At 70.2% G+C, this 24,707-nt stretch carries 20 protein-coding genes and 1 pseudogene; 7 read left to right on the top strand and 14 right to left on the bottom strand.

Features of this window, described 5'->3' with window-relative positions:
• Window positions 1–11: 11 nt before the first annotated feature.
• Window positions 12–758 carry a DUF4383 domain-containing protein gene (locus OHA55_RS07025; protein ID WP_323180373.1) on the top strand — a complete coding sequence of 249 codons (747 nt, stop codon included), beginning with the start codon at window positions 12–14 and terminating at the stop codon, window positions 756–758.
• A gap of 36 nt (window positions 759–794) precedes the next feature.
• Entirely contained in the window at window positions 795–1,019 is a 225-nt protein-coding gene (locus tag OHA55_RS07030) for a zinc ribbon domain-containing protein (RefSeq protein WP_266703826.1), read from the top strand.
• Between the two features lie 103 nt (window positions 1,020–1,122).
• On the opposite strand, the gene OHA55_RS07035 is transcribed toward OHA55_RS07030, so the two are convergent.
• The 4 genes from OHA55_RS07035 to OHA55_RS07050 all read right to left on the bottom strand — a co-directional run bounded on the left by OHA55_RS07035 (window position 1,123) and on the right by OHA55_RS07050 (window position 6,355).
• Entirely contained in the window at window positions 1,123–1,782 is a 660-nt protein-coding gene (locus OHA55_RS07035) for an O-methyltransferase (RefSeq protein ID WP_266703828.1), read from the bottom strand.
• 88 nt (window positions 1,783–1,870) lie between these two features.
• Complete coding sequence (locus OHA55_RS07040; RefSeq protein ID WP_266710461.1) at window positions 1,871–2,668, bottom strand: HAD family hydrolase; 798 nt, start codon at window positions 2,666–2,668, stop codon at window positions 1,871–1,873.
• Window positions 2,669–2,694: 26 nt separating this feature from the next.
• Window positions 2,695–5,181, bottom strand: coding sequence for a phosphoribosyltransferase (locus OHA55_RS07045; RefSeq protein ID WP_266703830.1), 2,487 nt, complete (start codon window positions 5,179–5,181; stop codon window positions 2,695–2,697).
• 10 nt (window positions 5,182–5,191) lie between these two features.
• Window positions 5,192–6,355 carry an HpcH/HpaI aldolase/citrate lyase family protein gene (locus OHA55_RS07050; RefSeq protein WP_266703832.1) on the bottom strand — a complete coding sequence of 388 codons (1,164 nt, stop codon included), beginning with the start codon at window positions 6,353–6,355 and terminating at the stop codon, window positions 5,192–5,194.
• A 210-nt stretch (window positions 6,356–6,565) separates the two neighbouring features.
• Between OHA55_RS07050 and OHA55_RS07055 the strand changes: the two genes are divergently transcribed.
• Window positions 6,566–7,483, top strand: coding sequence for a TerD family protein (locus OHA55_RS07055; protein ID WP_266703834.1), 918 nt, complete (start codon window positions 6,566–6,568; stop codon window positions 7,481–7,483).
• Between the two features lie 4 nt (window positions 7,484–7,487).
• On the opposite strand, the gene OHA55_RS07060 is transcribed toward OHA55_RS07055, so the two are convergent.
• The 6 genes from OHA55_RS07060 to OHA55_RS07085 all read right to left on the bottom strand — a co-directional run bounded on the left by OHA55_RS07060 (window position 7,488) and on the right by OHA55_RS07085 (window position 12,306).
• A complete protein-coding gene (locus OHA55_RS07060) occupies window positions 7,488–8,222 on the bottom strand; it encodes a Tellurium resistance (RefSeq protein WP_266703836.1) in 735 nt (244 codons plus the stop codon).
• Window positions 8,223–8,423: 201 nt separating this feature from the next.
• Window positions 8,424–9,572: a DUF475 domain-containing protein gene (locus OHA55_RS07065; RefSeq protein WP_266703838.1), complete on the bottom strand. Its 1,149-nt coding sequence runs from the start codon at window positions 9,570–9,572 to the stop codon at window positions 8,424–8,426.
• A 67-nt stretch (window positions 9,573–9,639) separates the two neighbouring features.
• Window positions 9,640–10,215 (bottom strand): TerD family protein, encoded by a 576-nt coding sequence (locus tag OHA55_RS07070; RefSeq protein WP_266703840.1) that lies wholly within the window; start codon window positions 10,213–10,215, stop codon window positions 9,640–9,642.
• 252 nt (window positions 10,216–10,467) lie between these two features.
• Entirely contained in the window at window positions 10,468–11,043 is a 576-nt protein-coding gene (locus OHA55_RS07075) for a TerD family protein (protein WP_266703842.1), read from the bottom strand.
• Window positions 11,044–11,254: 211 nt separating this feature from the next.
• A complete protein-coding gene (locus OHA55_RS07080; RefSeq protein WP_266703844.1) occupies window positions 11,255–11,713 on the bottom strand; it encodes a peroxiredoxin in 459 nt (152 codons plus the stop codon).
• 155 nt (window positions 11,714–11,868) lie between these two features.
• Window positions 11,869–12,306 carry a DUF3052 domain-containing protein gene (locus tag OHA55_RS07085; RefSeq protein WP_266703846.1) on the bottom strand — a complete coding sequence of 146 codons (438 nt, stop codon included), beginning with the start codon at window positions 12,304–12,306 and terminating at the stop codon, window positions 11,869–11,871.
• A 501-nt stretch (window positions 12,307–12,807) separates the two neighbouring features.
• On the opposite strand from OHA55_RS07085, the gene aceE reads away from it, so the two are divergent.
• Window positions 12,808–15,540 (top strand): pyruvate dehydrogenase (acetyl-transferring), homodimeric type, encoded by a 2,733-nt coding sequence (gene aceE, locus OHA55_RS07090; RefSeq protein ID WP_266703848.1) that lies wholly within the window; start codon window positions 12,808–12,810, stop codon window positions 15,538–15,540.
• 176 nt (window positions 15,541–15,716) lie between these two features.
• On the opposite strand, the gene OHA55_RS07095 is transcribed toward aceE, so the two are convergent.
• The gene (locus tag OHA55_RS07095) at window positions 15,717–17,072 is read right to left on the bottom strand and encodes a sugar ABC transporter substrate-binding protein (RefSeq protein ID WP_266703850.1); all 1,356 of its coding nucleotides are present in this window, start codon (window positions 17,070–17,072) and stop codon (window positions 15,717–15,719) included.
• Between the two features lie 52 nt (window positions 17,073–17,124).
• A complete protein-coding gene (locus OHA55_RS07100) occupies window positions 17,125–17,847 on the bottom strand; it encodes a GntR family transcriptional regulator (protein WP_266703852.1) in 723 nt (240 codons plus the stop codon).
• Between the two features lie 233 nt (window positions 17,848–18,080).
• On the opposite strand from OHA55_RS07100, the gene OHA55_RS07105 reads away from it, so the two are divergent.
• Window positions 18,081–19,772, top strand: a complete 1,692-nt coding sequence (locus tag OHA55_RS07105; protein ID WP_266703854.1) for a DUF885 domain-containing protein — start codon at window positions 18,081–18,083, stop codon at window positions 19,770–19,772.
• 121 nt (window positions 19,773–19,893) lie between these two features.
• Here the strand turns inward: OHA55_RS07105 and OHA55_RS07110 are convergent, their stop codons facing one another.
• Window positions 19,894–20,388 (bottom strand): peptidase inhibitor family I36 protein, encoded by a 495-nt coding sequence (locus tag OHA55_RS07110; RefSeq protein WP_266703856.1) that lies wholly within the window; start codon window positions 20,386–20,388, stop codon window positions 19,894–19,896.
• 176 nt (window positions 20,389–20,564) lie between these two features.
• Window positions 20,565–22,175, bottom strand: coding sequence for an MFS transporter (locus tag OHA55_RS07115; protein WP_266703858.1), 1,611 nt, complete (start codon window positions 22,173–22,175; stop codon window positions 20,565–20,567).
• A 210-nt stretch (window positions 22,176–22,385) separates the two neighbouring features.
• Between OHA55_RS07115 and OHA55_RS07120 the strand changes: the two are divergent.
• Together OHA55_RS07120 and OHA55_RS07125 are read left to right on the top strand one after the other, a co-directional pair.
• Window positions 22,386–23,012 (top strand): annotated as a pseudogene (locus OHA55_RS07120) (TetR family transcriptional regulator); the annotation flags it as partial.
• Between the two features lie 406 nt (window positions 23,013–23,418).
• Window positions 23,419–24,630: an alpha/beta hydrolase gene (locus tag OHA55_RS07125; RefSeq protein WP_266703860.1), complete on the top strand. Its 1,212-nt coding sequence runs from the start codon at window positions 23,419–23,421 to the stop codon at window positions 24,628–24,630.
• Window positions 24,631–24,707 lie beyond the last annotated feature (77 nt).

Genomic DNA, 24,707 nt, shown 5'->3' on the forward strand with positions numbered 1-24,707 from the left:
AGGAGGTCGCCATGAAGCTCCGCAGAGCCGAGCCCAGGCACGCCCGGCGCATGCAGGCCCAGCCCGTGCGAGCCGAACCCGAGCAGGCCCGGCCGACGCAGGCCCGGCCGACGCAGGCCCGACCGACGCAGGTCCCACCCGAGCAGGCCCGGCCCATGCAGCCACCGCCCGTGGGTACCGCGCCCGACAGGGCGGAGGCCGTCAAGGCGAAGCCCCTGCACACCCGTCTCAACGAGGAGCTGCCCGTCGACCACCGCCTCAGCCAGGTCTACCGGATCGGCGCGGGGCTCATGGGGCTCGTGCTCCTGGTCTTCGGCATCCTCGGCCTGATCAACAAGATCGGCTTCTTCGACACCGGTGGCGACACGGTCGCGGGCCTCAACACGAACGGCGCGCTGAGCGTCATCTCCATCTGCGTGGGGTTGCTGCTCTTCGTCGGCATGGTGGTGGGCGGCAACAAGGCGTCCACGCTCAACATGACGGTCGGGGTCCTCTTCATCGCCAGCGGATTCGTGAACCTGGCTCTGCTGGACACCGGTCTCAACTTCCTCGCGTTCCAGATGCAGAACGTGCTGTTCAGCTTCATCGTCGGGCTGATGCTGATGTTCTTCGGGATGTACGGCAGGGTCAGCGGCGGACTTCCGCACGACAACCCGTACTGGCGGGCCCGCCACCCGGAGGAGGCCGCGCGCGAGGACCGCGTCCGGACCGGGCGGCCCCCGATGATGCCGGGCACCCGGCCCCAGCCGCACGGGTGACTGCCCGGTGAGGGGCGGCGGCCCTACTCTTGGGCCATGCCTCGTTACGAGTACCGCTGCCGCACCTGCGGAGACACCTTCGAGCTCAGCCGTCCGATGGCCGAGTCCTCCGATCCCGCCGCGTGCCCCGTCGGCCACGACGACACCGTGAAACTGCTCTCCGCCGTCGCCGTGGGCGGCACTTCGTCCCAGGGCTCCGCGCCCGCCCCTGCGGGCGGCGGCGGAGGGGGCGGCTGCTGCGGCGGGGGCTGCTGCGGCTGAGCGGCACCGATCGACGCGGCACCGAAGGACGCGGGACCACACCTGCGGGACCACACCTGCGGGACCGGAGCAGCCTCCCCGGCCGCTCCGGTCCCGCACACGTTCACCGCTTGCGCGAGAGCGTCAGGCCGTCCGCGACGGTCAGCAGGACGCTGTCCATCCGGCGGTCGGCGAGCACGTGGTCGTTGAACTCCCGGATGGCGGCCGCTCCCCCGGTGGCGTGCGGGTCCACGACCCCGCCGTGGAAGAGGGTGTTGTCGGTGGCGATCATGCCGCCCGGCCGCAGCCGGGGCACCAGCTCCTCCCAGTACGCGATGTAGCCGCCCTTGTCCGCGTCCAGGTAGGCGAAGTCGATGTGCGGCTCCTTCGGCAGCGCGCGCAGGGTGTCGAGCGCGGGGGCGATGCGCAGGTCCACGCGGTCCGCCACCCCCGCCTTCTCCCAGGCGGCCCTGGCGTACGCCGTCCACTCCTCCGAGACGTCGCAGGCGATCAGCCGTCCGCCGGGCGCCAGGGCCTGCGCCATCGACAGGGCCCCGAAGCCGGTGAAGGTGCCGACCTCCACCACCGTCCGGGCGTCGGTCAGCCGGACCAGGAAGGCGAGCAGCGGGCCCTGTTCCTGGGCCGACTGCATGCCCGCGCTGTCCGGCAGTTCGGCGTACGTGGTCGCGACGAGTTCCTGCTGGACGGGGTCCAGCGGCGGGTTGTGCGCGAGTACGTACGCGTACAGCTCGTCCGTCATCCGGGTCTCGTTGCCCTTGGTCATGGTGCGCAGCTCCTGGGCTGTCGGCGTGGCGTCGTGCCGGTCGGGCCCAGCCTGCCCAATGAGCTCCCCGTTACCAAGGGCTTTCCCGTCAGCCGCGCGCCGCCGCCAGGAACCTGCGCAGGATCTCCTCCCCGGCGAGGACTCCCTGCTCCTGGAGGGCGACGACCCCGCCGGTGTGCCAGCCGGTGTCGGCGAGTTCGCCGTGGCCGGGGCGCCAGGCGAGGTCGGTGCTGAGCAGCAGGTCGGCGTCGAGCAGGGAGTCGCCGGCGGAGAGGGTGAGGTCCGCCCCGGCGCGGCGGGCGACCTCACGGACGGCGGCGCTCTTGGTGAGGGGCCGGGGTACGGCGTAGATCTTGCGGCCCTGGAGGGAGATGGTCCAGCCGCGCGGCCCGGCCCAGTCGACGAGTTCCTTGACCCAGCCTTCGGGCAGCAGGGAGCGTTCGACGACGAGGTAGGCGAAGAGGTCCTCGGCGACCCGGTCCTTCAGCAGCCAGGCGGGGTCACTGACGGCTGCGAGGTGGGCGCGCACCTCGGCGAGCGGGGCGCACTCCCCGGCGATGCGTTCCAGGACCCCCGCGTGCCATGCGGGGTCGGACTCCCCGTCCACGAGGATGTGCCCGCCGTTGGCGACGACGGCGTAGGCGGGCGCCGGTCCGGGGAGGCTGATGCGGTGGTACTGCTCGCGGGTGCGGGTCGTGGTCGGTACGAAGACCGTGGTGCGGCCCAGCTCTTCCAGCAGGCCGGCGGCGGTCTCGGTGACGTAGGAGAGCGGTTTGCTGCCGTACGTCTCGACGCAGAGCAGCCGGGGTGTGTCGGCGTCCGGCATGGTGAGCTGGAGGGCGTTGGTGGAGTAGATGAGGGTGCGGTCGAGATCGCTGGCGACCATCGCCACGGGTTTCGTCCCCGGTGCGGTCACTGTTCCGTCACCGCCTTGCCGTCGGCACCTGTCGCACCCCGGGTGTACTTGGGGTGGATCAGGCCGACACAGCTGTACGGGAGTCCGTCGACCTCCTCGACGGGCACCCCGCGCTGTTCGGCGAGGAGTCGTACGTGGTCGAGGTCGGCGCCGGCGCGGCGGTCGGCGAGGATCTTCCAGGGGACCCGGCGGAGCAGTACCCGGGTGGTCTCGCCGACGCCGGGCTTCACGAGGTTGACGTCGTGGATGCCGTACTCCTCGCTGATGCGCTCGACGGCCGCCCAGCCCTCCCAGGTGGGGGCGCGGTCGGCGGCGAGCAGGGCCTTGGCCTCCTCCGCCACCTCGTCGGCGACCTCGTCGAAGCGGGCGGCGACGGTCTCCAGGAAGTCGAGGGAGACGTCCGAACCGGCCAGCTCCCGGTAGAACTTGGCACCGTGGAAGTCGTCCGGGCCGACCAGGTCGGCGCGGAGCACGGTGCGTGAGATCAGGCCGGAGACCGTGGAGTTGAGGCAGGCGGAGGGGATGAGGAAGTCCTCGCGGGTGCCGTAGGTGCGGACGCAGCCGCCGGGGTCGGCGAGGACCGCGATCTCGGGGTTGAACCCGTCGAACTCCGCCAGGGCGGCGGCGAGTTCGCGGGTGATGGCGCCCTTGCCTGTCCAGCCGTCGACGAAGACGACGTCGGCGGGGTCGTGGTGGGCGGCCAGCCAGCGCAGGGCGTTGGCGTCGATGCCCCGGCCGCGCACGATGGAGACGGCGTAGTGCGGCAGGTCGAGCCCGTGGCGCTGCTGGGCCCAGCGGCGCATCAGTACGCCGACGGGGGTTCCGGCCCGGGCGAGCGAGACCAGGACGGGGCGGGGGCCGCGTTCGGCGAGGACCGTCTCGGTGACGGTGCCGACCGCGCGGGCGATGCGGGCGGCGGAGGTTTCCAGGGCGGCCTGGAAGAGTGCCTGGTAGGCGGGGCTGGGCTGGTACTCCACGGGGAGCGATTCGGCGTAGTGCGCGCCACCGCTCTGTATCGCCTCCTCGCGTTCCTCCGTGGGGGCCTCCAGCTCGGTGTCCGAGAGGTCCTGGAGCAGCCAGCCGACGTCCTCGGCGGCGTACGAGGAGAATGCGGGGCCTCTGAGGGGCTCGGGCAGCATGGTGAATTCCTGCCGTTCGGGGGTGTACGAGGGAATGACCGCGAGGAGCACCTGGCCGGTGTGAGCGGCGAGGCGGGTCAAGAGCCCTTCGGGGGCATGGAGTTCGGGTGTGTCGCCCTGCGAGTCGACGACCACGACGACGGTGTCGAAGTCGGCTCCGGCGACGTTGTAGGTGTAGCGGTCGCCCGGGCCGTCCGCCGGGGTGTCGTGGGCCGGGAAGACCAGTCGGCTGCGTATCGCGTAGCCGGGGTGGTCGACGGCGAGGACGGGTGAGCGGGTGGTGGTGGAGTAGCGGACTTCGGCGTCCGTGAGCTGTTCCAGGGCGGTGCCGAGGCGCAGCGGGGCGTACATGAGCTCTTCGAAGCCGAGGACGAGGACGCGGCGGGGGCGGGAGACGCCCGCGTCGGGTCCGTCGGCCAGGGCTGCGGCGATCCGGGCGGCCATGTCGGGGAGGGCGTGTTCCAGGGTGGCGCGGTGGGCGGGGGTGAAGCCGTGCCGGCCGCCGTCCGGCAGCCCCTCGGGCCAGCCCAGCTCGACGCGGACGGCCTCGGCGGGCCCAGCGGCATCGACGGCGTTCCGGGCTGCCCCGACGCCCTCCGTTGCCTCCTGCTCGGCCTCCTGCTCGGCGACGAGGGCCTGACCCCGCTCCAGTACCCCTTCGGGCAGCACGACCGTGCCGGTGGCCCGGGCGACGAGGTCGACGCGGGCGCCGATCTCTGCGGCGAACTCCGTGAGCCGGCCCCGGTCCGCGGGCGAGCGCATGTCGGCGAGGGCCACGATGACGTACCGCTCGCGGGGGTAGAGGTCGTGCAGCGCGCGGATGGTGTTGAGGACGGTGTTGCCGGTGGAGAACTCGTCGTCGACGAGGACCAGCGCCCCGGGTCCGGCGAGCAGCGCCGGGTCCTCCGGGAGCAGCAGGTGGGAGGTGGCGTGGGAGTGGGATTCCTCGAAGCCGCCGGCGCGGACCACGCCGGGGACCGGTCGTCGGGTGGAGTGGAGGTAGGGCGCGGATCCGATGCCGTCGGCGACCGAGTGGCCGAGTCCGGTGGCGGTCTCGGCGTATCCGAGGACGATCGCCCGGTCGGCCTCGGGTCCGAGCAGTTCACGCACCCGGTGGCCGAGGTCGATCCCGGCGCCGTGGACGACGGAGGGGAGCTGTGGAACGTGCTTGCCGAGGACGTGGGAGACCAGCAGATGGGCCCGCCGGGGGTTGTGCCGCAGGGCGAGCCCCAGCATGTCCCTGATCTCAGAATCGCCGGTGAGAGCGACTCCCAGTCGCTCGGCCACCCAGCTGCCCGACCACACCACGTCCACCGTCTCTCTCTCCGTCGCCCGCCCGTTCATCGGTACGCGCTCATTTCGCTCCGGCCGCGGCCAGCAGGTCCACGAAGCCGATGTCCTCGTTCGCGACGCCGAAGACCTCGGCGCGCAGGAGAGTGCGCTCGGCCCACGCCCGGTGCGGTTTCACTTCATTCATCTTGTTCGTATACGCGGAACGCAGCACTCCGCCGGCGTCGCGCTCGGGCCGCAGGATGTCCTGGGCGTCGCTGAATTCCTCGTGGCTGACGACCGAGAGCGCGTGCACGGGGTCCACGTGGGAGGGGTGGATGCAGGTTTTGCCGAGAAGTCCGTTGGCCCGGTCGAGTTCGATTTCCCGGAGCAGCCCGTCCAGGTCGTGCTCGATGAGCGCGGTGCGCAGTTTCTCCGCCCTGCCCTCCTGGAAGGGGCTGCGGCGCAGCTGCGGCTTGAACATGCGTTCCTGATTGCGGAAGTACTCCCAGACGGGGCCGGTGATCGTGAATCCGGTGCCGTCGGCGCGTCCGAGGACGTTGACCACGTCGGCAATGACGGCGCTGACGATCTGCACGTCGTACGCGGTCATGTCGGAGGATCTCCGCAGCCCGTAGGCGGAGCAGAAGTCGGTCACTCCGAGCCGCAGCGCGAGAATGTGCTCGCGGTGGGTGCCGACGACACGCGCGATTCCCTGGAGTGTTTCGGTGCGGGTTTCCAGGTGGAGCAGTTCCGGAGATTCGAGTACGGGCATGGCGAAGAGCCGTTGTCCGGAGGCCGACTGCGCTCGGGTGAGTGCCGCCAGGAAGAGTTCTCCGCGCTGTTCGGTGAATTTCGGCAGGACGAAGCCGGAGAGCAGCCGGACCGAGGCGCCGAGACGGTTCACCAGGTCGGTGATCTGTTCGGGTTCGCGGACCCGGATGAAGAGGAGCGGAATCGCCGGGTCCCGCTCGGCGAGGTCGGCGAACTGCTTGACCAGGTTCTTCTCGGCGCCTTCCACCTCGGTGTCGGCGATCGAGTCCTCCAGGCAGAGGACCATGGAGATCACGCCGCGCGCGGCCTGCTTCACCACGTCGTCCGCGAGCCTGGGGCGGGTGGCCGGGGCGTAGAGAGTCGCGCCCAGCGCGGCCGAGAGCACGCGGGCCGGCGCGTGTGCGTCGAATTCGCATGGTTCCTGGAAGAACAGTCCCTGCCGGGCAGCAGGCGAGATGTGCCCGAAATGACGCATGATTTTCCCCCGTACCGCCTGATCGATCGAACAACGCATGGCCGGTAATAGTACGTATGGACGGGTGTCCGCAGTTCCCCGCATATGTGAACTTCGGGTAACTCGCCCGTGTCGGAGGACTCCGGCACGGTAAGGTGCTGCAGCTCAGCTCTACCGCCGGATACCGGTTAACGGCCCCCGCGTTGTCCGGGGAAGCCGCCAACAGGCAGGATGACGGGCATGACGCAAGGGATGCTGAAGGGTTCGAACGTCCCCCTCGATGCCACGGCCGTACGGGCCGTGCTGCGCTGGACTCCTGGGGCCGGGGTCCCGGACGTGGACGCCTCCGCCCTGCTGCTGGACTCCTCGGGGCGGGTGCGCTCCGACGAGGACTTCGTCTTCTACAACCAGCCCCGGCATCCGGACGGCCAGGTGCGGCACCTGCCGAAGCGCAGCGTCGCCGACGGGCTGACGGACACGATCGAGGCGGATCTGGCGGCGCTGGACCCCTCGGTGGACCGGGTCGTGATCGCCGCCTCCTCGGACGGCGCGAGCTTCGGAAGCGTCCACGACCTGCGGATATCGCTGTACGACACCACGGCCGCGGACGGCGCGCCGCTGGCCGTGTTCGAGGTCCGGCCCGAGACCGGTGAGGAGACCGCGGTCATCTGCGGCGAGCTCTACCGGCGCGGGGACGGCTGGAAGTTCCGTGCGGTCGGCCAGGGCTATCCGACCGGGCTGATCGGGCTGGCGACGGACTTCGGCATCTCGGTGGACGACGGGGAGCAGCCCGAGCCGGAGGAGGAGCGGGAGAGCCCGGAGGCCGCGCCCGGCCGCCCCGCGCCCGAGCCCGCTTCCGACCTCACCGTCCCCCAGCCGCAGCCCGGGTACGGCTACCCGCAACCGGCCTCCACCGGCTACGGCTATCCCCAGCCCGCCACCGCCGCACCGGCCTACGGCTACCCGCAGCCCACCGCCGCGCCGGCCGGGTACGGCTACCCCCAGCCCGCCTCCACCGGGTACGGCTACCCCCAGCCCGCGACGAGCGCGCCCGCGTACGGGTATCCGCAGCCGGCGGCGGCCGCCGCCCCGGCACCGGACCCGCATTTCGTCCTGCCGCCTCAGGGCCCGCAGTTCGTCCGGTCCTGAGTGCTCAGGCACGCGACTTGTAGCCGCGGCCCCACTGCATGCCGAAGCCGTAGAGCCGGTCGAGCTCCGACTGGAACCCGTAGACGAACTTGACCTCTCGGCGCACGATCAGCTCCTCCTTGACGTTCTCCACGGTGAACACGGCACAGGAGCGGGCCTGCGGCGCGCGTTCGTCCAGCTCGATCTCGATCCGCGGGCCGTTGCCCGGGTAGAGCGTGACCATCGCGTGGGTACGGTCGAACGCCGGCGTCTGGTCGTAGATGTAGACGAAGAACAGCAGGCGTTTGATCTTGTCGCGGTGGTCCATGTTGACGTAGACCGTCTCACCCGAGGGCGCGCCGAAGCGGTCGTCCCCGCTGAGCCGGATGTACGGCGGGTCGTTCAGGTCCCCGATGAGATTGCCGAGGGGCTGGACCACGCCCCTGGTGCCGTCGCTGAGCTCGTACATGCACCCGAGGTCGAGGTCGACGTTGACCATGCCCTGGGTGTGGGCCTGCACGATCTCCGGCTGGAAGAGCTTCAGCGGGTTCCGGAACAGACTGCCCTGTCCGGAACGGCCCTCGATGTCGGAGGACCGCATCCGCCAGGAGAGGTTGACCCGGAGGTTCCCGGTGAGCGCTCCCTGTTTGTTCAGCGAGACGGTGGCGTTGCGCCGTGTCAGCACGATCGAGTTGGTCGCCGCGTTGCCGGACTCGAACTGTGCCGTGCGTGCCGGCCACAGGCCGTCGAAGAAGCCCATCCCCCCACCCCACCTATCTGTCTGCGCGTCCTCACGGGCCGGTGCTCCGGTCCGCTGCGCGCGTCGCGCACGTCACTGCGGGGCGGCCGACGGGCCGGCCCGGGGTTTTCCGGAGCCTGCCGCGCGATCCGCCCCGCAGAGAGGGTTCCCTCATTCCTTACCGGGTCACACACCCGGCGCAGGAGACTTCTGGCCAGAACTTCAGCGCACTCCGCCGCCGCCGGCGTCGACCAGTTCGCTGTCGTCCCCGCCGGCCGCTTCGAGCGCCTTGTTGCGCCGCACCGACGACCAGAAGGACCAGGCGATCAGCACCACGCCGACCAGGCCGGTGATGATCTCGTTGATCTCGTACCGGATGGTGACGAGCAGGATGACGGAGAGGGCGCCGATGGCGTAGTGGGCGCCGTGCTCCAGGTAGACGTAGTCGTCCAGGGTGCCCTGGCGCACGAGGTAGACCGTGAGCGAACGGACGTACATGGCGCCGATGCCGAGGCCGAGGGCCATCAGCACGATCTCGTTGGTGATGGCGAAGGCGCCGATGACACCGTCGAACGAGAAGGACGCGTCCAGGACCTCCAGGTAGAGGAACATGAAGAACGCGGCCTTGCCGGCCAGGACGACCGGGGCGGCGGCGGACTTGCCGGACTTCCGGGCTTCCTCCTCCGCCTCGTGCTCACGCTCCTCCTCTTCTTCGAGCTTGTTCTCGAAGAAGCCCGAGAGCCCACCGACGACGAGGTAGGTGATCAGTCCGGCGACGCCCGCGAGCAGCACCGTGGACGTCTTGTCGGCGTGGGCGCCACCGTGCTGGTGGGCGTGGGTGGCGACGGTCAGGGACGAGATCAGCAGGACGATCAGCGCGACGCAGACCGACAGCATGTCGACCTTGCCGAGCTTGGCGAGCGGGCGCTCGATCCACCGGAGCCACTGGATGTCCCGGTCCTCGAAGATGAAGTCGAGGAAGATCATGAGCAGGAACATGCCACCGAAGGCCGCGATCGACGGATGCGCGTCGGTGACCAGCTGCTTGTACCGGTCCGGGTCGTTGAACGACAGGTCGATGGCCTCGATGGGGCCGAGTTTGGCGCTGATCGCCACGATCACGACGGGGAAGACCAGTCGCATACCGAAGACGGCGATGAGCACACCGATCGTGAGGAAGATCTTCTGCCAGAAGGCGGACATCTTCTTCAGGATTCCGGCGTTGATCACCGCGTTGTCGAAGGACAGCGAGATCTCCAGGACCGCCAGGATCGCGACGACGCCGAAAGCCTGCCACCCCCCGTAGAACGCCGCTGCGACCAGACCGAGCGCGGTGATCGCGATCGACCAGCCGAAGGTTTTCAGAAGCACTGGCTACCCCATCGTGTAAGTAACGGGTCTCCCCGTAGTGCGGGGCTCCCCCGCGCCGAGCGCGGCTTTACGAAACGTTGACCCCGAAGTCTAGAGCGATGCCCCGCAGTCCGGACGCGTACCCCTGTCCCACAGCACGGAACTTCCATTCGCCGTTGTAGCGGTAGAGCTCACCGAAGATCATCGCCGTCTCGGACGAGGCATCCTCGCTGAGGTCGTAACGGGCGAGTTCCTGGCCGTCGGCCTGGTTCACGACACGGATGAAGGCATTGCTGACCTGGCCGAAAGCCTGCCCACGGTTGTCCGCTTCATGGATCGAGACGGGGAAGACGATCTTGTCGCAGTGCGGCGGCACCTGGTCGAGGTGGACGATGACGGACTCGTCGTCACCATCACCCGCGCCGGTGAGGTTGTCCCCGGTGTGTTCGACGGAGCCGTCGGGGCTGGTGAGGTTGTTGTAGAAGACGAACCACTCGTCCCCGAGTACCCGGCCCGACTGGCACAGCAGCGCGCTGGCGTCCAGGTCGAAGTCGGCTCCGGTGGTGGATCGCGCGTCCCATCCGAGGCCGATGAGCACCTGGGTGAGGTTGGGTGCGGCCTTGGAGAGGGAGACATTGCCTCCCTTGGCGAGTGTGACGCCCATGATGTGTCCTCCCCGATTCGTGTGTCGTGTGTGCGGGTGTGCGGGTCTCATTTCCGTCCGCAGGACGGAGCATGCCCCTGCGGGCGGTCCCGCATCCGGCCGCGGTGCGGGCCTGCGCGCCAGGCGTCGCCCGACGGGCGGCGCTTCCACAACACGACCCAAGCGCGCCCGGCGCCGCACGGGAGGTGCGGCGCCGGGCGCTCTGCTGCTGGTCTCCGCTTCCCGGGTGGTGTCCGGGCAGGGCCCGCGGGGTCAGACGTTGACGCCGAAGTCCTGCGCGATGCCCCGCAGGCCGGAAGCGTACCCCTGGCCGATGGCGCGGAACTTCCACTCGCCGGCGTTGCGGTAGAGCTCGCCGAAGACCATTGCGGTCTCCGTGGAGGCGTCCTCGCTGAGGTCGTAGCGGGCGAGTTCGGAGTTGTCGGCCTGGTTGACGACGCGGATGTACGCGTTGCGGACCTGCCCGAAGCTCTGCTGGCGGCTCTCGGCCTCGTAGATCGAGACCGGGAAGACGATCTTGTCGACATCGGCCGGAACGGCGGCCAGGTTGACCTTGATGACCTCGTCGTCGCCCTCGCCCTCACCGGTGAGGTTGTCACCGGTGTGCTCGACGGAGCCGTCCGGGCTCTTGAGGTTGTTGAAGAAGACGAAATTGCCGTCGCTGCCGACCTTGCCCTCGGTGTTCGCCAGCAGTGCGCTCGCGTCGAGGTCGAAGTCGCCGCCGGTGGTCGTCCGGGCGTCCCAGCCCAGGCCGACGATGACAGCGGTCAGGTTGGGCGCGGCCTTGGTCAGCGAGACGTTGCCGCCCTTGCTGAGGCTGACTCCCACGAGTCCTCCCATAGGTATGTAGGGGCCGGCAGACACCAGCGTCCCCGTCGTGCGTGATACCGGATCAACGAATGGATCCTAGTGACCGGTTCCCGGCCAAAGCAGGCTTTTGGGCGGGTGGGGCGGGAGTTCTCCGCGAGCGGAACTCCCGCACGCCGCGGGACCCTCTCCGGGCCGCCGCGGCGGCCCGGAGAGGGCTTGCCCGGCTTGCTCAGAGGGCTTCGAGCGCGGCGACGTACTCCTTCAGGTCCCGCGCGTCGGGCAGGCCGTTGACGACGCTCCAGCGCACCACGCCCTCCTTGTCGATGATGAAGGTGCCGCGCACGGCGCAGCCCTTGTCCTCGTCGAAGACGCCGTACGCGCGCGAGACCTCGCCGTGCGGCCAGAAGTCGGAGAGCAGCGGGTACTCCAGGCCCTCCTGCTCGGCGAAGACCCGCAGGGTGTGGATGGAGTCGTTGGAGACGGCGAGAAGCTGCGTGTCGGCGTTCTCGAAGCGGGGCAGCTCGTCGCGGAGCGCGCAGAGCTCGCCGGTGCAGACGCCGGTAAAGGCGAACGGGTAGAAGAGCAGGACGACGTTCTTCTCGCCGCGGAACTCGGACAGCGTGACCGTCCGGCCGTGGTTGTCCTTGAGCTCGAACGCGGGGGCCTGGGAGCCGACCTCGATCGCCATGGGGGTGTCCCTTCGCTTGCGTCACCGCCCCCGGGCCGGTCCGCCGGGAGCCTGGCCCAGCCTACGCAGCGCCCTCGGCGGGACGTGCGAAGGCCCCCGGCGGCGCGATGCCGCCGGGGGCCTTCAGGGGTACTGCGGGGTACTGCCGGAGGAGCTCAGCGCTTGGTCTTGGCCGCCTTGGGCGTGACCAGACGGGTGCCCGTCCAGTCCTTGCCCACGCTGATGCTCTTGGTCTGGGAGAGACCGGCGGTCTGGGCGGCATCGCTGACGTCGCTCGGTTCGACGTATCCGTCACGGCCGGTCTTCGGCGTCATCAGCCAGACCGTACCGCCGTCCTCGATCAGGCCGATGGCATCCACCAGCGCGTCCGTAAGGTCGCCGTCCTCGTCGCGGAACCACAACACGACGGCGTCGGCGACGTCGTCGTACTCCTCGTCGACGAGTTCCCCACCGATGGTGGCTTCAATACCTTCACGGAGCTCCAGCTCGACGTCGTCGTCGTAGCCGATCTCCTGGACCACCTGATTGGGTTCGAACCCCAGCCGTCCGGCCAGATTGGTCCGCTCCTCCGCGTGGTCCGCGGTCGCGCTCACGGGTTGCCTCCTGATCATGTTCGGAAAATGCTTGAGCCACGCGCGTACGCGCGGCGCTGGCCGTAGTCCACACGGGCTCGGCGAATCGCGCAAGTACCCGGCACCCCAGACCGCCTAAACGGTGACGTTCCCTGCCACGTCGCCGCAACTTCCGGGCGGTCCGTGCCGGGGTGCGGAATGCACCCGGCCCGTATACGTCCTTCCTCAGCTTATGCCGTTTCGCTCCGGCATTCGCCGCCGAACAGCGTTTGGGAACGCTTGGACGGGTTGGGCGTATGGTTGCGATTTGGTCCGGCGCCCTGCTCCCGCCTTACGGCTACTGCCCCGGACGGGTGTCCGGTAACCCGCTGGTTACCGTGCGGTAGAGGTGACGTACGGCCCCCGGCGGTACACGATGGAAGGCGGCGAATCCGCGGACGTCGGAGACGTCGCGGGGTTTCGCGCCCCGGTGGATCAGCTCCGCAGCAGACTCCGTAGCAGCACCGACAGCGAAGGAACAGCGTGGCTTCCGGATCCGATCGCAACCCGATCATCATTGGCGGCCTTCCCAGCCAGGTCCCGGATTTCGATCCCGAGGAGACCCAGGAATGGCTGGACTCACTCGACGCCGCCGTGGACGAGCGCGGCCGTGAGCGGGCCCGCTATCTGATGCTCCGCCTCATCGAGCGGGCGCGCGAGAAGCGCGTCGCCGTGCCGGAGATGCGCAGCACCGATTACGTCAACACGATCGCCACGAAGGACGAACCGTTCTTCCCCGGCGACGAGGAGATCGAGCGCAAGGTCCTCAACGCGACCCGCTGGAACGCGGCCGTCATGGTCTCACGGGCCCAGCGTCCCGGGATCGGCGTCGGCGGTCACATCGCCACGTTCGCTTCCTCCGCCTCGCTCTACGACGTGGGCTTCAACCACTTCTTCCGCGGCAAGGACGAGGGCGACGGCGGCGACCAGATCTTCTTCCAGGGGCACGCCTCGCCGGGCATCTACGCCCGCGCGTTCCTGCTGGACCGGCTGAGCGAGGCGCAGCTCGACGCGTTCCGCCAGGAGAAGTCGAAGGCGCCGAACGGTCTCTCCAGCTACCCGCACCCGCGGCTGATGCCGGACTTCTGGGAGTTCCCGACGGTGTCGATGGGCCTCGGCCCGCTCGGCGCGATCTACCAGGCGCGGATGAACCGCTACATGGAGGCGCGCGGCATCGCGGACACCTCCAAGTCCCACGTCTGGGCGTATCTCGGCGACGGTGAGATGGACGAGCCGGAGTCGCTCGGCCAGCTGTCCATCGCCGCGCGCGAGGGCTTGGACAACCTCACCTTCGTCGTCAACTGCAACCTCCAGCGGCTCGACGGCCCGGTGCGCGGCAACGGCAAGATCATCCAGGAGCTGGAGTCGCAGTTCCGGGGTGCCGGCTGGAACGTGATCAAGCTCGTCTGGGACCGCACCTGGGACCCGCTGCTCGCGCAGGACCGCACGGGCATCCTGGTCAACAAGCTGAACACCACGCCGGACGGGCAGTTCCAGACGTACGCCACGGAGACCGGCGCGTACATCCGCGAGCACTTCTTCGGCGAGGACCAGCGGCTGCGGGACATGGTCAAGGACATGTCCGACGACGAGATCCTGCACCTGGGGCGCGGCGGGCACGACCACAAGAAGGTCTACGCGGCGTACGCGGCGGCCAAGGCGCACAAGGGCCAGCCGACGGTCATCCTGGCGCAGACGGTCAAGGGCTGGACGCTGGGGCCGAACTTCGAGGGCCGCAACGCGACCCATCAGATGAAGAAGCTCACCACCGAGGACCTGAAGGGGTTCCGCGACCGGCTGCGCATCCCGATCACGGACAAGCAGCTCGACGAGGGGTACCCGCCCTACTACCACCCGGGCCGGGACTCCGAGGAGATCCAGTACATGCACGACCGGCGGGCGAGTCTGGGCGGTTACGTGCCGACCCGGGTGGTCCGCGCGAAGCCACTGGCGCTGCCGGAGGAGAAGACCTACGCGGCTGCCCGGAAGGGTTCGGGGACGCAGTCGATCGCCACCACGATGGCGTTCGTCCGCATCCTGAAGGACCTCATGCGGGACAAGGAGATCGGCAGGCGGTTCGTGCTGATCGCGCCCGACGAGTACCGCACCTTCGGCATGGACGCGTTCTTCCCGAGCGCGAAGATCTACAACCCGCTGGGGCAGCAGTACGAGGCGGTGGACCGTGAACTCCTGCTGGCCTACAAGGAGTCGCCGACCGGTCAGATGCTGCACGACGGCATCTCCGAGGCGGGCTGCACGGCTTCGCTGATCGCGGCGGGCTCGGCGTACGCCACGCACGGCGAGCCGCTGATCCCGGTCTACGTCTTCTACTCGATGTTCGGTTTCCAGCGCACCGGTGACCAGTTCTGGCAGATGGCCGACCAGCTGGCGCGCGGTTTCGTGCTGGGTGCGACCGCCGGTCGTACGACCCTGACCGGTGAGGGGCTCCAGCACGCGGACGGCCACTCGCAGCTGCTCGCCTCGACCAACCCGGCGTGCGTGGCCTACGACCCGGCGTACGGGTTCGAGATCGCGCACATCGTCCGGGACGGCCTGCGCCGGATGTACGGCGAGAACAGTGAGGACGTCTTCTACTACCTCACCGTCTACAACGAGCCGATCCAGCACCCGGCCGAGCCCGCCGACGTGGACGTGGAGGGCATCCTCGCGGGTGTCCACCGCTTCCGGCGGGGCGAGCGGGGGCGGATCCCGGCGCAGATCCTGGCGTCCGGCGTGGCGGTCCCGTGGGCACTGGAGGCACAGCACATCCTCGCCGAGGAGTGGGACGTGCGGGCCGACGTCTGGTCGGCGACCAGCTGGAACGAGCTGCGCCGGGAGGCCGTGGACACCGAGCGGTACAACCTGCTCCACCCGGAGGAGGAGCAGCGCGTCCCGTACGTGACGCGGAAGCTTTCCGGGTCCGAGGGACCGTTCGTGGCGGTTTCGGACTGGATGCGTTCGGTTCCGGACCAGATCTCGCGCTGGGTCCCGGGGGCGTACCAGTCGCTGGGCGCGGACGGCTTCGGTTTCGCGGACACCCGCGGTGCGGCCCGCCGGTTCTTCCACATCGACGCGCAGTCGATCGTGCTGGCGGTCCTCACGGAGCTGGCGAAGGAGGGGCGGATCGACCGGTCGGCGCTGAAGACGGCGGTGGACCGGTACGAGCTGCTGGACGTGGCGGCGGCCGACCCGGGCCCTGCGGGCGGCGACGCCTGACCCGGGAGGACGCCTGACCCGGGAGGACGCCTGACGCACGGCTGGGGCGCCCCCGGCACGCACGTCCGCCGGCCGGTCCCGGGTACGCCCGGGGCCGGCCGGCGGCGTTCGCGGGGCCGGGCCCGCGGGTCGGGATGTCCCCGGGGCGAGGCGCCGGGCCCGTCCCGCGCTCCCCCTCAGGCGACGGGCTGCTGTTCCTTCCACTCCGCCTGGGCGTCGTTCAGCTCTCCGGCCATCTTCTCCAGGAACTCCTTGGCGGAGGTCCGGCCGAGCAGGACCTTCTGCAGTCCGGGCTCGTTGTCGGCCTTGCTGATGCCGTTCCAGTCCGGCAGGTAGTACGGCAGCTGCACGGTGACGGTCGAACCGTCGGTGAGGGCCTTGGCCGCGAGCGCGGTCGGCTCGGCGCGGGACACCCAGGGGTCCTTGGCGGCCTCGGTGTTGGCCGGAATCAGCCCGGCCTGCTCGTTGAACTTCGAGTTGGCCTCGTGGGAGGCGGCGTACTCGATGAACTTCCAGGCGGCGGCCTTGTGTTCGGAGCTCTTGAAGAGGCCGAGTCCGTCGACGGGGTTGGAGACCTGGACCCGCTTGCCGCTCGCACCGATCGGCTGCGGGATGCCCCGGAATTTGTCGGTGCCGAGTGCGGTCACATGGTCCTGGTACGAGCCGAGGTTGTGGTTGACCATGCCGATGGTGCCGGAGTCGTACTGGGCGACCATCTTGATGAAGTCGTTGTTGAGGTCGGCGGAGGGCGTGACCTTCTTGTAGAGGGCCGCGTACTTCTCCAGGGCGGCGACGTTGCGGGGGTCGTCGAGGGTGGTCTTCTCGCCCTTCGCGTCCCAGAAGGACGTGATGCCGGACTGTCCGTACATGGCGTCCATGGCCTGCGCGATGGAGCCGGCGCCGCCGCGGATGGTGTAACCGAAACGATTCTTCTTGGGGTCGCTCAGCTTCTCGGCTGCCCGGTAGAAGTCGTCCCAGGTGGCCGGCGCGGCGAGGCCTGCCTTCTTGAAGAGGTCGGTGCGGTAGTACAGCACCCCGTTGTTGGCGGAGATCGGGACGTTGTAGGTGTGCTCCTCGGAGCCGCCCGCCGCCTTCATCGCCTCGACCATGCCCGGGTCGAGCTTGCCGGCGAGCGGGGAGTCGGCGCTCCGGTCCTCCAGGGGCTCCAGCGAGCCCTGGGCGGCGAGCCCGGCGAGCATCGCGGCGCCGACGCCGCCGACGTCCGGCAGTCCGCCGCCCTGGATCGCGTTGTCGTACTTGGTCTGGATCTCGGTGGCCGCCACCCCGACGTACTGGACCTCGATCCCCGGGTTCTCCTTCTCGAAGCCGGCGATGATCTCCTTCCATATGTCGGTGCGGACACCGCCGTTGTTGTCCCAGAAGACGATCTTTCCCTTGCCGTCCCCCTCGGCTCCCGCTCCCCCGGCGAACCCGCTGCCGTCGTCCCCGCAGCCGGTGACGGTCAGGGCGAGAACCGCCGTGAGGGACATCGCCGCCGCCGCGCGTGCCCGGTACGTCTTCGAGATCTTCATCGTCGGCTCCACTCTCTCGGTTCTTCAGTAGCGGTGTGGCGTGTACGTCGGGTCAGCCGGCCGTCACCGGTCTCGGGGCGCTCCACGTGTCGTCCGGGCCCGCCGCTTCCCGGTCGGTACGGGCGGCGGGCCCCGCGGTTTCACCGGCCGGGAAGGCACGGCGGAGGAAGGAGGCGATGTGGTCGTGGAGGGCCGCGGCGGCACCGGCCGCGTCGGCGGCGAGCGCGAGCCGCAGGATCTCCCGATGCTCGGCCGCCTCGCGCTCCCAGGACGGGTCGGCGGCCCAGGCGACGGTGGAGACGAGCGCGGCCTGGTCGCGGACCTCGTCGAGCATCCGGCCCAGCAGCGGGTTGCCGCAGGAGAGGTAGAGGGCGCGGTGGAAGTCCCGGTTGGCCAGCGACCTGTCGGCCTTGTCGGCCGCCGAGTCTGCCCGTTCCAGGGCCTCTTGGGCCGCGTCCAGGGACGCTCCGCAGGTGATCGTGCGGCGCAGCGCCTCCGGTTCGAGGAGCAGCCGTACGTCGTAGATCTCGCGTGCCATCTCCGCGTCCACCAGCCGGACGGTGGCGCCCTTGTACTGGCTCATGACCACGAGCCCGGTGCCGGCGAGGGTCTTCAGCGCCTCGCGCACCGGTGTCTTCGACACCCCGAACCGTGCGGCGAGTTCGGTCTCGACCAGTGGCTGCCCCGGCTGCAACCGGGCTGTCAGGATCGCGTGTTTGATCGCTTCCAGCACGAACTGCGTCCTGGACGGGATCGGGGTGGGCGCAAAAGTCATGAAGGGCTCTCGCATCTCGCGTATCGCGTCTCATATATGACGTACGAAGTACGACGCGATGAAGCTAGATGTACCGCGAAGATTTCGTCAACGGATCGGACAGAACAACTTCGCAGAGCGACGAAGCTCTCAGTGTCCCGTACTGGCTCTTCTCCGGACTGCCGCACCCACGGGGGAGGTTGCGGGAACGGATCACCGCCCTTCCGGCCCGGCGTTGCTGGAGGATGCGGCACATGACTCAGATCGAGAGACAACTCCCGCGCCAGGTTGCCGACGCCTACGTCGACGCACTGGTCGAACTCGACCCGATCACCGGCACCTACCTGGGCGTGCGGGCGAGTTCCGGCCGTCTGCCCGACACCTCACCGGCCGGGGCCGCGGTGCTGGCCGCGCTCGCCAGGAAGACTCTCGCGCACCTGGCCGAGGCCGAGCTCCTGCCCGGCGCGGACACTGGTGTCGAGCGCCGCTGCGCACGGCTGCTGCGCGAGCGCCTCCATGCCGAGCTGGCCGTGCACGAGGCGGGTGAACACCTGCGTGCGGTGGGCAACATGGCGACACCGCCGCACATGGTGCGGGACGTCTTCACGGTGACGCCCGCGCGGACGGAGGAGGAATGGGCGGCCGTCGCCCAGCGGCTGCGGGCGGTGCCGCGGGCGCTGTCCGGGTACCGTGAGTCGCTTGCGCTCGGCCTGGAACGCAAGCTGTACGCGGGGCCGCGCACGACCAGCACCTTCGTCGGGCAGCTCGGCGACTGGGCCGGCGACAGCGATCAAGGGCGCGGCTGGTTCGAGGAGTTCGCCTCCGGCGGCCCCGAGGCGCTGCGCGGCGAACTGGACGACGCGGCCCGCGCGGCCACCGCGGCCGTCCGCGGACTGCGGGACTGGATGCGGGACGTCTACGCGCCCACCGCCGGGGAGGCCCCGGACGCGGTCGGCCGGGAGCGGTACGCCCGCTGGACCCGCTACTTCAACGGCACCGATCTCGACCTGGACGAGGCGTACGCCTACGGCTGGTCGGAGTTCCACCGTCTGCTGGCGGAGATGCGCACCGAGTCGGAGCGCGTCCTGCCCGGCGCGAAGACCCCGTGGGTGGCGCTGGCCCATCTGGACGAGCACGGCCGGTGCGTGGAGGGAGTGGACGAGATCCGTGACTGGCTCCAGGGGCTGATGGACCGGGCGATCGACTCGCTGGACGGCACGCACTTCGAACTGGCCGAGCCGGTGCGGCGGGTGGAGTCCCGTATCGCTCCCACGGGTGGTGGCGGGGGTCCGTACTACACCCCGCCGTCGGAGGATTTCTCCCGCCCCGGATGCACCTGGCTGCCGACGATGGGGCGCACCCGCTTCCCGGTGTACGACCTGGTGTCGACCTGGTACCACGAGGGCGTCCCGGGCCACCACCTCCAACTCGCCCAGTGGAAGCACGTGGCCGGGGACCTGTCCCGCTACCAGACGGGCGCCGGCATGGTCAGCGCCAATGTCGAGGGCTGGGCCCTGTACGCGGAGCGGCTCATGGACGAGCTGGGCTTCTTCCCCGGGGCGGAGGAGCGACTCGGCTACCTGGACGCCCAGATGATGCGCGCGGTCCGGGTCATCGTGGACATCGGCATGCACCTGGAGCTGGAGATACCGGCCGACTCGCCGCTCCACCCGGGTGAGCGGTGGTCTCCGGAGCTGGCGCAGGAGTTCCTCGGCGCGCACAGCAGCCGTCCGGCCGACTACGTGGAGAGCCAGCTGACCCGATACCTGTCCATGCCGGGTCAGGCGATCGGCTACAAGCTCGGCGAGCGTGCCTGGCTGCTCGGCCGGGAGAAGGCCCGCGAGAGGCGGGGCGAGGCGTTCGACCTGAAGGCCTGGCACATGGCCGCGCTCTCCCAGGGTTCGCTGGGCCTGGACGACCTGGTGGACGAGCTGACCCTCCTCTGACCCGGTCCCCGGCCCCCACGCCCCCGCTCCGGACGCTCCCCGCGCCGGGGAGGGGGCGTTCCGTCCGGGGCCCGGCGAGTGACGGGACGAGCACCCGTCGCCCGCCGGTCCCGGCCGTGTCTCAGTTCTCCCAGATCTTGAACGCCCGTACCTGGTACGGGGAGCGCGGGACCCAGGTGCCACCGCCCGGGTAGGTCTCGAACTCGCCCGTCTCACCGCATTCGGCCGACTGGTACAGGGTGACGTTGCGGCCGGTGCGGTTGGCGAAGGCCTGCGCGTCGCTGCCGGGTGGCAGGGGGACGCAGCTCTCGATGTCGACGGCGGAAAGGTCCCGGTTCACCCGGCCCCCGGTGAAGTCCGGCTTCTTCCAGAGGCACAACTGACCGGCCGCGCACTCCCCGAGCCGCACCCCCGCGGCGGACGGGGCCGCGGCGGCCCCGGCGGCGGTGGCCCCGGCGGCGGAGCGGGTGGTGCCGGCGGACCGGGCGGTGTCGGTGGTCGTCACGGTGGTGTAGGTGCCCCCGGGCGCTGCGGGCGTGGCCGCCGGAGCGACGGCCGAGGCGGCGGGAACGAGGGCGGTGGCGGCCAGGACGGCCGCGATGACGGTCTTGCGCATGGTGGATCAATCCCCGTGGTCGTGCGGTTTCTCTTGGCCGAACCCTGACCTGCCGCGAACTGCCCGGGGAAGGGGTTTTGACCGGGACCACCCGGATAGGCGACAGCCCCGCCGGTTTGGACCGACGGGGCTGTGCGGGCGTGGTGTTGACGCGGATGCGACGGGGACGGGAGGGGTCAGATGTGACCGACTCCGGCCCCGGCCTCGGCGTTCTCGCCGCGCTTGGTGAAGAGCGCGACCACGGCGGCGATCACGGCGACGCTGCCGGCCACCACGAACGCGGTACTCATGCCGGACACGAACGTGTCGTGGGCGACCGCGGTGATCTTCGCGGCGATCTCCGGCGGGGTGTTCGGGGCGATGGGCGGCATGCCGACCTCGATGGCCGAGGACGCCTGCGACAGCTCCGCCGCGGAGGTCTTCGGAAGGCCGGCGTCCGACCAGTTGCCCGGCAGCAGGGAGTCGACCCGGGCCGCCATGACCGCGCCCAGGACCGCCGTGCCGAGGCTGCCGCCGACCTGCATGCCTGCCTGCTGGAGGCCACCGGCGACGCCGGACAGCTCCATGGGGGCGTTGCCGACGATGACCTCGGTGGCCCCGACCATGACCGGGGCGAGTCCCATGCCCAGCAGTGCGAACCAGATCGACATGGTCAGCGTGCCCGTACCGATGGTCAGCTGCGACATGCCGAAGCAGGCGACGGCCGTGCACACCATGCCGCCGACCAGCGGGACGCGGGGTCCGAACTTGGTGATGAGGGCGCCGGCCGCCGGCGAGGCGACGATCATCATGGCGGTCAGCGGGAGCAGGTGGAGACCGCTGTCGACCGGGCTCATGCCGTGCACGTTCTGGAGGTAGAACGTCACGAAGAACAGGCCGCCCATGAAGGCGAAGGCCATGAGCACCATCAGGATCGCGCCCGCCGACAGCGGGATCGACTTGAACATCGCCAGCGGGATCAGCGGTTCGCGGACGCGCGTCTGGACGAGCGCGAAGGCCACGAAGAGGACGACCGCCCCGACGAGGAAGCCGATGGTCTTGACGTCGCCCCAGCCCCATTCGGCACCCTTGATGAGCGCCCAGATGAGGCAGAACATCGCCAGCGAGAGCAGGACGATGCCGCCGATGTCGAAGGAACGCGGCGCGTTCTCCGCACGGTGATCCTTGAGGATCATCACACCGAGCACCAGCGCGATGACGCCGACCGGCACATTGATGAAGAAGACGGACTGCCAGCTGACGTGCTCGACGAGCACACCGCCGAGGATCGGGCCGCCGGCCGTGGAGGCGCCGATGACCATGCCCCAGATACCGATGGCCATGTTGAGCTTCTCGGCCGGGAAGGTGGCGCGCAGCAGGCCGAGTGCGGCGGGCATCAGCAGGGCGCCGAACAGCCCCTGGAGCACGCGGAAGACGATCACGAAGGTGACGCTGGAGGAGAGGCCGATGGCCCCGGACGCGGCGGCGAAGCCGACGACGCCTATCAGGAAGGTCTGGCGGTGTCCGAAGCGGTCACCGAGCTTGCCCGCGGTGATCAGTGAGACCGCGAGCGCCAGCATGTAGCCGTTCGTGATCCACTGGACGTCCGCGAGGGAGGCGTTGAGGTCCTTCTGGATGGCGGGGTTGGCGATGGCGACGATCGTGCCGTCGAGCGCGACCATCATCACGCCGATGGCCACGGCGAACAGCGTCAGCCATGGATGGCCGCGAAGTCCCTTGGCGGGTGCGGGAACTGCGATGTCTTCGGGCTCCCGGGAAGCCTTGTCGACGGTGGTCTGACTAGTCATGCCCGGAGAATAGTGACAGCGACTGACAGTTGACCAACCAATTCGCCGACCGGTAACTGTCGGGTGGCTCACACTGACGCCGACGACGGCGAAGCGATCGGGGAGGAACGGCACGTGACGGAAGGTCCGGCAGCACGGCGGCGGGGCGGTGCGCGCGAGGGTGCGCAGCCCACGGCGGCGGCGCGCGAACAGCGCGTACGGGCAAAGGGGTTGCTCCGGCGCCCGGAGTGCGCGGTCGGGTTGCGCGAGCGCAAGAAGCAGCGCACCCGGGACGCGCTGCTCCACGCCGCGCTCGAACTCTTCACCACCCAGGGGTACGAACGGACCACGGTGGACGGGATCGTGGAGGCGGTCGACGTCTCCCAGCGCACGTTCTTCCGGTACTTCGCGAGCAAGGAGGACGTCGTCTTCGCCACCCAGGACATGGTGGAGGCGCGATTCCGCGCGGAGTTGAGGCAACGGCCCGCGGGCGAACCGCCGCTGGAGGCGATGCGGCAGGCCGCGTTCGCCGCCTGGGACGCGCTGGAGCGCTCCGATCCACCTGCGGCGACGGTGGAGTTGTACGTCCGGACGTTCCGGATGATCGAGTCCCAGCCCGCGTTGCTGGCCGCGCACATGCGCCGGTGCGTCGCCATGGAGGAGGAGGTCGCCTCGTTGATCGCCGGGCGGGAGGGCCTGGACCTGGACAGCGACCCCCGCCCCCGGGTGGCGGTCGCCGCCTTCTCCGGGACGATGCGGGTCACCGGACTGATGTGGGTGCGGAACGGCGACGGCGGCCTGGCCTCGCTGCGCGCCTTGGCCCAGAGCCATCTGGACACGCTCGGCCCGGCGCTCGCCTCCGGCTGGCACACCCCGGCGCCGGGGCTCGTCGCCCCGGAGGTCGTGGCGCCGGAGCCGCCGGCCGGGCCGCTCGTCGCGTCGGGGCTCGTACCGCCCGAGAGGATGACCCCGGGAACCGTGACCCCGGGACTCGTACCCCCCGGGCTCCCGCAGCCGGAGACCGACGCCGCCCCGGGCCCGCTCGTGGTCGTCGGTACGGCCCCGCCGGGGTCTCCGGACGCGCGGTGACGGGGCCGGCCGCGACGGCCGTGGGCGGGAGACGCGCGGGATCGGGCGCGTCCCCCACGCCCTACGCCCTCCGCGACTACGGAACGTAAGAAAATCGGTCCACAAACCCCTCCGCCGAGTGAGGTACGTCACCCGAGCACCACGGCCCGTCACCCGTCTCCTAGGGTGTGCCGCAGTGAATCCCTCCTTCGAAACCTCACCCACCCTGACCGCATGGCGCGCGCTGCTCGCCATAGCCGTCGTGTTCGTGATGATGGCGACCACCGGGTGGACCGCCGTACGTCATCAGCCCTCCGACGAGCCGCGCGTCCGGGCGTTGGCCGCCTGGGCGCACGCCCGGGCGGGGGGCCGGCCCGTTCCGTCCCTGGACGCCCCGGCCACGGCGATAGCCCGGTTCTTCGCCTCGCTCTCCGCCGCGCAGCGGCTCTCGCTGGCCGATCAGTATCCCCTCGTGGTCGGCAACCTCAACGGCGCGCCGGTCGCTCTGCGTTACCGGGCGAACCGCCATGCGCTGCGGGACGCGACCGCGGTGGAGCAGCGCCGGACACACGATCCGGGGCTCTCGCCGGACGGCCGTACCGGGGCCCGGATGCGGCTGGAGCGCTTCCGGGGCATGCTCGCGGGCGACCGGCAGATCCTGTCCTTCGACCCGTCCGGCCGGGGCCGCGCGGCCGAGGTCTTCGGCGATCTGGACCGGGCCGAGCGGGTCTCCGTGGTGGTCCCGGGCGTGGACACGCAACTGCTGACGCTGGAGCGGGAGAACCGCCCGTACAGCGCGCCGGTCGGCATGGCGAAGTCCCTCTACGCCGCCGAGCGGGACGCCCGGCCCACCGCCCGTACCGCGGTGATCGCCTGGGCCGACTACACCGCACCGGCCGGGATCGGCATGGACGCGGTTCTCGGCGGGCTCGCCGCACAGGGGTCGCTGCGGCTGAACGCGCTGGTGGCCGCCCTGCCGGGGAAGGCCACGGTCGCGCTGGTCTGCCACAGCTACGGCTCCGTGGTGTGCGGGGTCGCGGCGCACCGGCTGCCGTCCCGGGTCACCGACATCGCCGTCGCCGGCAGTCCCGGCATGCGGTCCACGAGCGAGGCGGCGCTGGGCACGAACGCCCGGGTGTGGGCGATGCGCGACCGCGACGACTGGATCGCGGACGTGCCCAATCTGGAAGTCGGCGGGCTGGGGCACGGTGCCGATCCGGTCGACCCGGAGTTCGGGGCGCGGATCGTCTCGGCGGGCGACGCGCAGGGCCACAGCGGTTACTTCGAGCCCGGTACGGAGAGTCTGCGCAACTTCGCGGCGATCGGAGTCGGCTCATACACGACGGTCGGCTGCGCACGTGCGGATCGCGAGTGCCGCAGCGGTATTTCCGGTGGAACAGATGTCTGACGCGCGTAGATCATGCGGAAGCCCGGTGAATCAGGGCTGACGCGAGGGGGGCGACGTACGGACGACTGCCGCATACG

Origin of the sequence: Streptomyces sp. NBC_00102, from assembly GCF_026343115.1 — a bacterium.
Lineage (GTDB): Bacteria > Actinomycetota > Actinomycetes > Streptomycetales > Streptomycetaceae > Streptomyces.